Source organism: Paenibacillus alkaliterrae, from assembly GCF_021532375.1.
Classification (GTDB): domain Bacteria; phylum Bacillota; class Bacilli; order Paenibacillales; family Paenibacillaceae; genus Pristimantibacillus; species Pristimantibacillus alkaliterrae.
Map to the genome: position 1 here is coordinate 33,457 of NZ_JAKGAP010000009.1, position 12,079 is coordinate 45,535.

Here is a 12,079-nt window from a genome sequence, read left to right on the forward strand (position 1 = left end):
TTTTATGTTTATGTAGTAAAACCTATATTATGGAAGGATCTCGATAAAGCGCTTCGCGGCGGGGGACAGCGGAACGCCGCGCAGAGTGGCGATGACGATGCTCCGCGGCGGCAGGGGCTGTTGCAGTGGAATTTCGACGAGCTCGCCGGAAGCCAGTTCGCCTTCGATATAGCTGCGGATGAGAAAGGCCAGTCCGAAACCGATTCGTGCAAACTGCGCAAGCAGATCGGTGCTGCCAAGCTCGAGCTCAGGCGAAAACTTGACTCCGTGCGTTTCGGCAAACTGATCAAGAAAGCGCCTGGTGCTGCTCCCTTGCTAGAGAAGCAGCAAAGGATATTGGCTAACCTGATCAAGCTTCCGTCTCGGGAGTCGTCCGATTCGTTACGCGGATGCGCATGTCAGGGTAAGCGGCATGAAACTGCTCCAGGTAGGGAATCAGATAATGCTTGCAAAGGGGGTTGACTTAATTTCAATTTTCCGTATACTGAAAATATGAAAAATTTAAATTCCAAATCGGCTGATTTAATCAAAAGCATAGCTAGAGAGTTGATGAAATGCAAGGTCGGTACGAAGATTCCCACCACGCCCAATCTGGCGTCTATGTTTTCCGTCGGCTTCGGCACTGTGGATAAGGCGATGAACGTGCTCAAGGAAACGGGTGCGATTAAACTGCAGTCGAAAGGACAGCTTGGCACCCTGCTCCTGGAGAAGGACATGTCGGCGTTATGGGCTATTATGGAGCAAGGATCGCTGGTCGGATCGTCCCCGCTGCCCAATACAATCGAATTTGAAGGTCTTGCATCCGGACTGATCGAGATGTTCATAGAACAGGGAATCACATGCAGCCTGACGTTCAAAAACGGTGCGACAATCAGGGTGAAGCAGCTGCTCAGCGGGCAGTGCGATTTTGTGATTATGTCGCATTTGTCTGCGGTGCAGGCCTGCGCGGAGCATCCGCATTTACGGATTGTGTCGATGCTGGACAACAACAGCTATTATATCGATTTGATTATTTTGCGGAGAAAAGATGTGATTTCGGACATGACCGAATGGCGGATCGGCCTCGACCCGACATCCTACGATCACATTGCCCTGTCGGACGAAATTTTCTCCTGCAACGAGAAAACAAATGTTCATTACGGAAACATTCCTTATCTGATTGCGGACGGCGTTATCGATGCTGCCGTATGGCACAGCACCCAGCTCGTTCCGGCTGCGCTGATCGACGTTCTTGCGGTTCAGCAGGTGGAGACGCCGAGGGCAGAATCAGAGAAAAATATGGCGGCTGCGTTTGTGGTCGACGGAGCGAAGGAAGAAATCATTGCTCTGTTCGAGGATCTGTGCGATGCCGGGAGGATCAGGAATATACAGCAGGAGGTTATCACACGCAAGCGCTCCCCGGCATATTGATCCGGCACCGTCAAATTCTAAATTCGAAGTATCGTTAAATCTTACATTATGCAAAGAAGAGAAAGGCGGCATTCATGATCAAGCGAAATACGGAAGTGGCGGACATTGTAGTTTTGGGCGGGGGTGCTGCGGGCGTTATGGCTGCGGCAGCGGCGGCAAGAAATGGCGCAAACGTATTGCTCGTGGAGAGCCAGAATTGTCTCGGAGGTTCCCGGACGGCGACGGGGGTAGATACCTTTTACGGATTTTATACGCCGGGCGAGCATCCAAGAAAAGTCGTAGGCGGCATCCCCGACGAGATTGTGGAGCGGCTGCGCAGGGAAAATAAGCTGTTTGAGAGGCAGAATACATATGGTGCTGGAACCGGGCTCACCTACGATGTGGAAGCGCTGAAGATCGCTTATGAGGATCTGGTTATGCAAGCGGGCTGCCGGCTTCTGTTTCATACGACGGCGTGTCATGTGGAAGCGGCGGATGGTCGGGTGAACAGCGTCTGGCTCGCCAACAAGGCGGGACTGACGGAAGTGAAAGCGGCTGTTTTTGTGGACACGACGGGAGACGCCGATATTGTAGCCCGCGCGGGCGGAGGCTTCAATGCCGGATCGGAGGCAGAGCCGAACCAGTCACTGAGCACGATATTTTTCATGGGCAACGTCGATCTGGAGCGTGCGGCTGCGGTCAGCCACCGCGAGATGGCGGAGCGGATGAAGGAAGCGAACCGGAGAGGTAAGTTTACGCTTCCCCGGGAAGACGGTTCGTATCACCGGACGCCGAACCCCGGTGTCATTCAGGCGAACATGGTACGAGTAAAAAACATCGACGCTACTGATCCCTTCGCGTTGACGAAGGCCGAACTCGAAGGCAGGAAGCAGGTGCAGCAGTATGCCGCTTTCCTGAAGTCGCATATTCCGGGATTTGAAAGCGCCTTCCTAATCGGCACGAGCCAATATATTGGCGTTCGAGAATCGCGTAAAATCGAAGGACATTATACGCTGACCGAGGATGACGTCATCAGCGGTCGAAAGTTCTCCGATTCCATCGCCTGCTGCGGTGCTCCGGTCGAGGATCACCACCCCGGCGAAGGCACGCGTTGGGCGTATGTGTCGGACGGCGGGCATTATCATATTCCGTTCCGCTGCCTGATCCCGGTCGCTCTGCACAACGTTGTTGTGGCTGGACGATGTCTGTCCGCGACGCATGGAGCACAGGCATCCGCACGGAATTCAGCGCAGTCGATGGCCATGGGGCAGGCGGCGGGTACGGCAGCGGCACTTGCGGCTAAGGACAAAACTGATTTTGCCGATCTGGATATCGACGCGGTGCGACGCATGCTTACAGAGCAGTACGCAATCATCGATTAGAAGTAATCAGATTTTCGATCGGGAGGGACAAAAGTGGGAAAAGTCAGAACGGTACTGGGCGATGTCGATTCCGCGAATCTGGGCATGGTGTATGCGCATGAGCATCTTATTATTTCCGGCGGTCTGGGAGTGATGAAGAAAAGCGACCTGCTGCTTAACAGTGTGGAGGCGGCCTGCAAGGAAGTGGAAGACGTGAAGCAGTACGGCATCAAAACCTTTGTCGACATGATGCCGCTCGATTGCGGCCGAGATCCCGAGAAGCTTGTTGAGATCGCTGTCCGTACGGGTACACATGTAATTGCCGCAACCGGATTCCATAAACCGATGTATTACGACGATATTCATTGGATTTACCACTACTCGGAACGTCAGATCTGCGACCTGCTGGCGGCAGAGGTCATGGAGGGGATGGACCGGCACAGCCACAACGGACCGATCGTGGAGCGCATCAAGGCGCGTGCGGGACTGCTGAAAGGGGCATCGGACTATAATCGGATCAGCGCCGTGTCGCAAAAATTGTTCAATGCCGTCGCAGAAGCTCAGAGCATAACCGGGGCCCCCGTATCGACTCACACGGAAGAAGGAACGATGGGGCTGGAGCAGATCCGGCTGCTGACCGATCTGGGCGTTCCGGCGGACTCGATCATTATTTGCCACACGGACCGCAACCCGGACCTCGAGTATCATACCGCCATGCTGGAGAGCGGCATCTTCCTGGAATACGACAATGCGTCCCGGATCAAATACTGGCCGGACAGCATGATCATCGATTTGATCGTGAAAGTCGTGGAGGCGGGCTTCGAGGATCAGATCCTGCTCGGCACTGACTTTGCGCTTCGTTCCTATTGGAAAGCATACGGCGGAGGTCCCGGCATGGCCCATCTGGCGCAATCCTTTATTCCGCGCTTGATGAAGAATGGGCTCAGCGCAGAAACGATTGCCAAGTTTATGATTCATAATCCTGCACGGGCGTTTTCATTTTCGAAATAAGAGCCAAGCGAATGAAGCGGGGAAATTTGAAACGCATCAAGAAGCTGTGCGACGAGAGGCACATGCCGATTTCCTCGATGGTTTCGGCGTATCCGGAGCTGATCTCGCTGGAGGAGCACGTCCGCAGGTACGCGATCGATTCCTATAAGCGGCTGCTGGATATGGGCGTCTATCTGGACGCAAAAAATCTGCTGATCGTGCTTGGAGAATATATCTGGGAGAAAAATGTGATCAAACCCGAGCTGCAGTGGCGGCAGGCCGTCGAGGCGGCGCAGGAATTGTCCGACTATGCGGCCAAGTGCGAGATGAACGTGCTTGTCGAATTGGAGCCGTTCTCCTATTCGCTGGTTAACGACATCGACACGATGGAGAAGTTTCTTTTGGACGTCGACAAGTCCAACTGCCTGGCAAACGTGGATCTTGGCCACCTGCACGTCAGGGGCGTTCCCGCTTCCGAGATCATACGGCTGAAAGGGAAAATCGGCGGCGTTCATCTGTCCGACAACGACGGCACCATTCATAACGACTGGCCGACTAGAAGGGGCAACGCGGATCTGGAAGGGTATCTGAAAGTGCTGCACGAATGCGGATACGACGATGTAGTGTCCATCGAGCTGGAATTTGCCGACGATCCGGACCGCATCATCGAATGGGTCACCGAAGCGTATGACCGGACAGCGGAATTGATGGATCAATTAAAGCTGCGGTCTTAAGCAAAGATGAGGAAGGAACAGAGCGGAAGGAATGCTCTCGGTTGTTTGCAGGCGATATACGATTGCGCCGAATCCGGCCAGCCGCAGCGCGTTGGGAGCGGACAACTGCGGAATGTGAGCGTTTAGCTGAGAGGGAAGATACGGAGAATATGGAAATCAAAGGATTTTCGACCAGCATGTTTGGCTGGAACGTGAATTATTGGACGCAGGACAAGGAGCCGGTATGGGAGGAAATTTTCCGTGAATGCGTTGAAGCGGGCCTTGACGCGGTGGAGATTGACGCCGTGCCGGAACAGACGGAGACAGCCAAAGCGCTTGGGTTGGCGGTCTCCGGCACGTATGTGGGATTGGCGCTGCACGAGCCGTTCGAAGCGCTCGACATCGACAACAATGTCATACCGGCTGCAAGGCGGCTTGCGGAAGCCGGAGGCACCGATCTCATCATCAATGCCGATCCGAAGGGCGGCTGGGGAGAGGCTCAGCCGAAGACAGAAGAGGAATTCAGGAGACAGGGCGATAATCTTGCGAGAATCGCCGCCGCAGTCCGACCGCTCGGATTGAAGGTAAGCCTGCACAATCACGCGGCGGACAAGCATAATGCGGAAGGCGATCTGCGCTCAGTCATCGAATACGCTTCGCCTGAGGTAGGGCTCTGCATCGATACCGGATGGGCCCATGCGGCTGGATGCGATCCGATCGATTGGATCCGGAAATATCCGGATCGAGTCGCGGCCTTGCATCTGCGGAACCAGAACGGGGACATTCCGACGGAGGATATCCTTACGGGCGAGATTAACATGCGCGATCTGATCGCCGCCCTCGCGGAAATCGGTTACACGGGCTGGCTGTCTTTCGAGCTGTGGCACCGCGAGGACAATAACCCGCAGCGCACGCTGACGGAAGATACAAGGCTGTCGATCGAAGGCCTGAAGCGCTGGCTGGCGGAGTTTTAGCGGACAGGATCATTTATTAATGAAATGGAAACGCTTACGTGTACTAAAAAGGAGAGAGGTTTCCAATGTTTATATTCTATAAAGAATACACCGATATTTTGTCGAGGCCGGATATTGTTGAAGGGGAAGCCAAACAGTTGGAAGCTTGGATGAATTATTACAAGCTGCGGGCTAACTTCTTACAGAAGCTGAATTAAACGAATGAAGCACCCCCTATACAGCAGGCAGTGGAAAATACCGCAAGCGGTAAACCCTTTGCATACTGCAGGGGGTCCTTTTTTTATTTACTGCGGTTCGGATTCGGGATCGACCGGTAAAAAGGCATGCCGCATCCGGTAATCAAGCGGAGAAATCGCCTGACTGGCCTTGAACGCTTTGGAGAAATGAGCGCCGTCAAAAAAGCCCGTAACAATCGCAATCTCGGTAACCAGCATCGAGGTCGTTTCCAGCAGGCGTTTGGCCCATTCGATCCGGAATGTGAGAATATACTGTCCGAGCGTAGTTCCGGTTATCGTTTTAAAGATATGATTCAAATATCTTTCATTGAGGGAATGTCTTGCGGCCACTTCAGGCAATAAAATTTTCAGTCCGCTGTCCAGGCGCTCTTGGATATCTTCAATAACTTGACGGACGATTCGCTCGTGTTTATTCCGCTGCCCGGCGCTCTGCATCAGGACAGTGTGTATCTTAACGAATATATGAAGAAAATAATGTTTGGCCATCACGGAAGTTTGACGATTCATGCGCAGCTCGGTAATTAGCGTATGAAGGTCGGATTGCAAGCTGGGTACGGACAGCGGCTCTGTCTCAAGCTTCGACTGGGAAAACAGACTTCGCATACGTGAATTCAATTCCGGGCGATCGAAATGGAACATCAAATAATACAAGTCAAACGATCCGTCCGAACAAAAGCTGTGACGAATGGAATCCGAAACCAGGAACAGGTCCCCTTGCTTGAAGGACACCGTGCGCTTATCCTGCACGACAGTGTTTTCCCCCCGAGTGTAGTAATTCAATTCGAACCCGGAGACTGCCCCGTTCCAGCCTCTGTTCCTCCAGAAGCCAAACGAATGAATCGAGAACTGCGTCCACTCCGAATCGAATAATTCAATAAGCGCCTTGAGAGGCGAAGCCGAATGGTATTCTCTCATAATAACCTCATTTTTTCTTACTTTTTTACAAATATAATTTGATTATACAATACGGAATCCGGATAGTGAAATACAATACAGGTAGACGGATAAGTCATTACGAAGTTGAAGGGGGGATTAAGCGTATGAAGGATACAGTTGGACTTATTACCCAAGAAGATAAGGAATTTTACAAGCAGAACGGCTATTGGATCAGCCCGGTGCTATTTGATGAAGCAGAAATAGAGGCTATGCGCCAAGCGCATGACCGCGTATGGGCTAACGATTACGACGGCGACGGATATCCGCTGGGAGAATGGGACGGGGAACCCAAGTCGCTTAGAAAAATCGACAATACCTGGTGGATCAACGATGTGATCCGGGATACCGTGACGAATCCGGTGCTCGGCCGAATCGCCGCCGGCTTGATGGACAGCACTGGAGCGCGGTTGTGGTACGATCAGATTATTTACAAACCGGGTACAGGCACCGGCAAGAAGGATTCTGTTTCACTTGGGAATGTAGGATGGCATCAGGACTATATATACTGGCAATGCACGAATACGGACAATCTGGTTACCGCTTGGATCGCTCTCCAGGATACGGATCTGTCAAACGGCTGCATGTCCGTTATCCCCGGTTCCCACAAATGGGGATTGCTTGAAGGGAGCGACGGTTTCTTCAACCGGGATCTTGATGCTGTCAAGTCCAGGCTTGAGGGGGCTGGGAGGGATTGGAAGGAAGTGCCGATGATTCTTAAGGCCGGTCAGGCAAGCTTCCATCATTCCTTGGCGATTCACGGCTCAGGCCAAAATTATTCTGAGCATCCAAGGTTGTCCATTGTGGCTCATCTGATGCCTGATGGCACGTACTATAAGAACCGCGGTCATAACGTGGACAATATCCGGCTGCTGGGGTCCCGTCCCAAAGAAGGGCAATTGTACAACAGTGAATATTTTCCGCTCGCTTATTCAGAAAAAGCCGATTCATAAAACGATAATAAACGACTATATACGGAGGTAAAAAAATGAAAATCAAATTGACACCTGAAGAAATTAAAAATGGCCGCCTCGATCCGGAAACGCTTGCAATCGCTATCGAGCAAGTAAAAGCGAACGGTTATATTGTATTCGACAAAGTATACAGCGACGAGCAAATGGCGGAGCTTCGCGGCGCTTTCGATCCGTTGTTCGATGAATACATCGAAAAGAAAGGCTACAACACTGGCACCAACCGGGCGCAGATGCATCTGCCGTTCCAGCATCCGTTCAGTGATGCCTCGATCATCGAGCATCCGATCGCGATGTCCGTTATCGACGGGCTGCTTGGAGAGTACAATAAATTGGTCTACTTCGCATCCGATACGCCGATGCCCGGTTCGGACTATCAAGCCGTGCATTGCGACATCAACCCGCTGTTCCCGGACCTGTCGGTTCCGCTGCCTCCATTCAGTCTCGTCTTGAATATTCCGCTTGTGGATACGACGGAGGAGAACGGGCCGCTAGAAGTATGGCCGGGCGGCACGCATTTGCACGGAGACCGCGCGAACCAGGATACGCTGGGCGGCGTGATCAATCCGCACATGCACATCGTGAGAGCGGCCGAGCACATGCATTCCGAGAAAGTATACATGTCCGCCGGTTCCATCGTCATCCGCGACATCCGTATGTGGCACCGCGGCACGCCGAACCGTTCCGAATACCGCCGCACGAACATCGCGCTGATCTACAACCGCGACTGGTACGGCAGCGGCTACCAGATTCAAATTCCGACGGAAGTTTACGAGAATCTTCCGGAACGCTCCAAACAGCTGCTGCGCACCGAAAAAGTCGGCTACCCGGTTAAGATGCCCTGGGAATGGTAACCGCTAGCCAATAGCCCTCGGTATTCGATGAGAATGCAGGGGATTAATGACTGCAGGACAGCTGTTTCTAAAATTGGAAACGTGAAGGAAAAACGGCTGCGTGAGCCGTTGCCACTTACTAAAAAATGAAAATGGGCTTGCTAAAACTAATACCATTAGTTTATTATAAAACTAATGGTATTAGTTTTTATTTGAGGAGGCCGATAGGGATGAGGTTCATTCGTGAGAAGACGGTTGTACAGTTGACGTATTTACCAACTATTTTTCCGGTAAACTGCTATTTGGTGGAAGAGGAGGATGGCTTAACGCTTGTTGACGCCGCGCTTCCGAATAACGTTAAGGCAATCCTTCAAGCGGCAGAGCGGATGGAGAAACCGATTACTCGGATCGTGCACAGGCGTCGCGGTTTCCGGACAAATGAGACTGCTGTTCCCTTTTCCGGCCATGGCCACCTGGGATAAACAAACAAGCCTGGAAACGGCACGAAGGCTTAGCGCATTAAATCCGTCCTTGCTTGCGACGGGACACGGCAACATGTCGATGCAGCCGAGGCGGTTAATGGATCGGGCGATCGCCGAGGCGGAGCGGTCATTGGCTTAGTAGATAACGAAAGGAAGAATGATCTGCATGACACCCAGAAAAGGGCTTGATTTACCGACGATTGTAGCAGCGGCGGCCGGAATTGCCGATGCTTCCGGCGTGGAAGAGGTAACGCTCGCCTCGCTTGCGCAAAAATTAGGCGTACGTTCTCCTTCCTTATATAATCATATCAAAGGATTGACAGGTTTGCGCATCCAGCTGGCCATTTACGGATTGAAGAAGCTAACCGCTGTCATAAACGATGATTTAAAGGATAAAGAAGGAGACGAGGCTATGCTTGCCATAGCTGCGGCCTATATCGCATTTGCCCGCGCCCACCCGGGCTTATACGAGCTAACGCTGCGCGCTCCAGATACCGGGGAGAAGGAATATGCGGAAGCAGGGCGGGTGCTGGTCGATATATTAGTAGGGACGCTGAGCTATTATGAGCTCGACGCCGACATGTCAATCCATATTGTACGCGGCTTTCGCAGCTTATTGCACGGGTTCGCCTCCATCGAGCAGAAGGGCGGCTTCGGCATGCCGCAGGCTGTCGACGAAAGCTTGAAAATCGTGCTGCAAGCCTATTTAAAGGGATTAAGGCAGTCCTAATGACAAAAAAAGAGCAATAGCCCGGCTGATTCGCTAGCGCTACTGCTCTTTTGTCCTATTAATAAGACTTCTGTATTAATGCCGCCGCACCGATCAGACCTGCATCCTGCTGCAGTTGAGCTGGAACGATGGCGGTTTGCCGTCCTGACGGATTTAGCGCATGTTTGGATACATATTGCTGAACGGCTGAAAATAACGGATCGCCAACCTGCGAGACGCCGCCGCCGATTACGATTTTGTTCGGATCCAATAGATTGATGAGCGATACGCAGCCCATTCCGATATAGCCGAAAACGCGGTCGATCAACTCTGACATTTGCGGGTCGCCTTGCGCCGCCAGCTCGAACGCTTCCTTAGAGGTAACGTCGCGCCCTAGCAGCTCTGTCGCTTGACGCGTAATGGCGGTCCCCGAAGCTACAAGCTCCCAAGGCGTCCCGTCCGGATCGACGATCATAAAGCCGGCATCGCCGGCATTGCCCGTAGAGCCGGTAATAAGCTTGCCGTGCAAATAAATGCCTGCGCCGATCCCCGTGCTTATTGTAATGAAAATAAAATGCTCGGTATCCTGCGCCGCTCCAAGCCATTTCTCGGCAAGCGCGGCAGCTGTCGCGTCGTTCTCCATTTTAATAGGTAGAGGGAGATGCGATCCCAGCGCTTCAACGACAGGAAAGTCCCACCAGCTTTTAAGGTTTGGCGGACAGGTAAGCTTCCCGTTCCGAGTATCGAGCGGTCCGGGCGCGCCCACGCCGATCCCCTTCATCGCTTCAAGCGAAAGTCCATTTTGCTCAGCCAGTTGCTTTACTGCTGACGCCATTCTTTCCGTCATTTCGGACGGCGATACCGACAGATCGGTTTTTAAAGAACCTTTGGCCAGCACTGTTCCCTGCTGATCCACGAATCCGTACGCTATCTTCGTTCCACCGATATCAATTCCTACTGCTATACTCACGTAATACCCTCCAATTAGATGAAAAAAAGATGCTGTATGCGTTTGAAAAAAAGTCTATCATATTCGGGCCCTATTAGGAAGAAGGCAGCTTGCCGTCAGCATTTTGAGAGAGGTAATTTTTGACTATAAGTAAAGCTGTACAAATAATTGCGAGTGTAGTAATATCCAATCAAATGAGGTGCTAGAGAGAGAGGATCCTTTGCGGCGCAAGGGGGTCCTCTCTGTGTTTACTAACCATTCAAAGAAGAAGGTATCAGTTCATATGGAGCCAGAAGCCCAAAAAAATCGGCGATTTATTAAATTGGGTATGCCGATGACCGCAAGAGTTTGGAGAAACGCCCGCATCGATCTATGGGCATCCTGCTTATTCAGCCTATTTAATGTCGTAATTAATCAGTTTTACATTGCCTTTGCGATTCAGCAAGGGGCAAGCAATCTGCAGGTCGGCCTGTTATCGGCGGCACCTGCAGTCGGCTTGCTATTTTCCCCTTTCTGGGCTGCATGGATCGAGAAGGCGAACAATCCGCGGCCGTTCGTCATTATTCCGAATGCGATCGGAAGACTGCTCTTGCTGCTGCCTGCCTTGTTCGCGTATCCTTCGGTCTATGTAGCTGCCGCGCTTTTGTTTCAGCTATTAATGGGCATTTCAGCGCCTGCGTATGCCGCGCTAATTTCGCGCATGTACCCCTCGGATCTTAGAGGAAGACTGATGGGTTATGTTCGAGTGGCGATGGGAATTCTGATGATTCCGCTAGCTTATTTTGTCGGCAGTTGGTCGGATGCCTTCGGCCCGTCGGGCCCGCTTATTGCTGCTTCGATTATCGGCATGCTTTCCATTGGTTTGTTTAATACGTTGAAGCTTCCCAAACAGAGGGAGAAGGCCAAACCGATTATGGGAAAAACGGCAAGCCGCTTTCCTCTGCAGGAGCAATGGAAGCTCGTAAAGGAAAATCGGACGCTGGCCGTTTTCCTGGTCGCGACGACGTTCTCAGGCTTTGGCAATATGCTCGCCTATCCGTTGTATCAGATCATTCAGGTTGACGTTCTGGAGCTGTCAAACGTGCAAATCGGCTTTGCCCGCGTCGCTTATTTTACGGCTCTGCTGCTAACATTTTTAATCGCGGGCTGGATGATTGACCGCTTTGACATCAAATATACGCTGCTTTTCGGCATTGCTGCTTATGCGGTCGTTCCGATGCTTTATGGTGTTTGGGGCAGCTATGCTGCCGTTATTACGGGCAATGCGATCCAAGGGATCGGTGAGGCCATCTGGGATATCGGCATTCTCGCTTTCGTTTTCCGGCTGGCTCCGGGGCGGGAAGCGATGGTATTCGGTCTTCATCTCATGCTCTTCGGGGTAAGGGGAACGTTGGGACCGATTATAAGCTCCTCGCTGTCTACGAGCGTTTCCTTGTCCGTGCTGCTTATCGTTGCTTCTATTTGCGGCTGGATCGGAACGCTTCTGTTCGTCTCCGGCAACTGGAAGCGCAGGTTATGAAGAATTTATCATAATATTTG

Annotated in this window: 12 protein-coding genes and 2 pseudogenes; 11 read left to right on the plus strand and 3 right to left on the minus strand. The window is 52.1% G+C overall.

All coding sequences use genetic code 11. The annotated features are described in order from the left end of the window. Positions 1-27 precede the first annotated feature (27 nt). Positions 28-252 (minus strand): annotated as a pseudogene (locus tag L1N85_RS05215) (LysR family transcriptional regulator substrate-binding protein); the annotation flags it as partial. A 297-nt stretch (positions 253-549) separates the two neighbouring features. Between L1N85_RS05215 and L1N85_RS05220 the strand changes: the two are divergent. The 6 genes from L1N85_RS05220 (at position 550) to L1N85_RS27060 (ending at position 5,624) form a co-directional block, all read left to right on the plus strand. Beyond that, positions 550-1,410, plus strand: coding sequence for a YhfZ family protein (locus L1N85_RS05220; RefSeq protein ID WP_235235615.1), 861 nt, complete (start codon positions 550-552; stop codon positions 1,408-1,410). Between the two features lie 74 nt (positions 1,411-1,484). Further along, positions 1,485-2,771: an FAD-dependent oxidoreductase gene (locus L1N85_RS05225; protein WP_235235617.1), complete on the plus strand. Its 1,287-nt coding sequence runs from the start codon at positions 1,485-1,487 to the stop codon at positions 2,769-2,771. Between the two features lie 33 nt (positions 2,772-2,804). After that, the gene (locus L1N85_RS05230; RefSeq protein ID WP_235235619.1) at positions 2,805-3,761 is read left to right on the plus strand and encodes a phosphotriesterase family protein; all 957 of its coding nucleotides are present in this window, start codon (positions 2,805-2,807) and stop codon (positions 3,759-3,761) included. 11 nt (positions 3,762-3,772) lie between these two features. After that, on the plus strand, positions 3,773-4,474 hold the full coding sequence (locus L1N85_RS05235) for a sugar phosphate isomerase/epimerase family protein (protein WP_235235621.1): 702 nt from the start codon (positions 3,773-3,775) through the stop codon (positions 4,472-4,474). Positions 4,475-4,515: 41 nt separating this feature from the next. Next, positions 4,516-5,427, plus strand: a complete 912-nt coding sequence (locus tag L1N85_RS05240; RefSeq protein WP_235235623.1) for a sugar phosphate isomerase/epimerase family protein — start codon at positions 4,516-4,518, stop codon at positions 5,425-5,427. A gap of 65 nt (positions 5,428-5,492) precedes the next feature. Then, positions 5,493-5,624, plus strand: coding sequence for a hypothetical protein (locus L1N85_RS27060; protein WP_268818149.1), 132 nt, complete (start codon positions 5,493-5,495; stop codon positions 5,622-5,624). An 87-nt stretch (positions 5,625-5,711) separates the two neighbouring features. Here the strand turns inward: L1N85_RS27060 and L1N85_RS05245 are convergent, their stop codons facing one another. Beyond that, a complete protein-coding gene (locus L1N85_RS05245) occupies positions 5,712-6,578 on the minus strand; it encodes a helix-turn-helix domain-containing protein (protein WP_235235625.1) in 867 nt (288 codons plus the stop codon). A gap of 125 nt (positions 6,579-6,703) precedes the next feature. On the opposite strand from L1N85_RS05245, the gene L1N85_RS05250 reads away from it, so the two are divergent. The 4 genes and pseudogenes from L1N85_RS05250 (at position 6,704) to L1N85_RS05265 (ending at position 9,612) form a co-directional block, all read left to right on the plus strand. Further along, positions 6,704-7,549 carry a phytanoyl-CoA dioxygenase family protein gene (locus L1N85_RS05250; RefSeq protein WP_235235627.1) on the plus strand — a complete coding sequence of 282 codons (846 nt, stop codon included), beginning with the start codon at positions 6,704-6,706 and terminating at the stop codon, positions 7,547-7,549. A gap of 35 nt (positions 7,550-7,584) precedes the next feature. After that, the gene (locus tag L1N85_RS05255; protein ID WP_235235629.1) at positions 7,585-8,421 is read left to right on the plus strand and encodes a phytanoyl-CoA dioxygenase family protein; all 837 of its coding nucleotides are present in this window, start codon (positions 7,585-7,587) and stop codon (positions 8,419-8,421) included. A 209-nt stretch (positions 8,422-8,630) separates the two neighbouring features. After that, positions 8,631-9,021, plus strand: a pseudogene (locus L1N85_RS05260) (MBL fold metallo-hydrolase). Between the two features lie 27 nt (positions 9,022-9,048). Further along, positions 9,049-9,612 carry a TetR/AcrR family transcriptional regulator gene (locus L1N85_RS05265; RefSeq protein WP_235235631.1) on the plus strand — a complete coding sequence of 188 codons (564 nt, stop codon included), beginning with the start codon at positions 9,049-9,051 and terminating at the stop codon, positions 9,610-9,612. A gap of 58 nt (positions 9,613-9,670) precedes the next feature. Here the strand turns inward: L1N85_RS05265 and L1N85_RS05270 are convergent, their stop codons facing one another. After that, positions 9,671-10,561: an ROK family protein gene (locus tag L1N85_RS05270; protein WP_235235633.1), complete on the minus strand. Its 891-nt coding sequence runs from the start codon at positions 10,559-10,561 to the stop codon at positions 9,671-9,673. Between the two features lie 223 nt (positions 10,562-10,784). Between L1N85_RS05270 and L1N85_RS05275 the strand changes: the two genes are divergently transcribed. After that, positions 10,785-12,059: an MFS transporter gene (locus tag L1N85_RS05275; protein WP_235235634.1), complete on the plus strand. Its 1,275-nt coding sequence runs from the start codon at positions 10,785-10,787 to the stop codon at positions 12,057-12,059. Positions 12,060-12,079 lie beyond the last annotated feature (20 nt).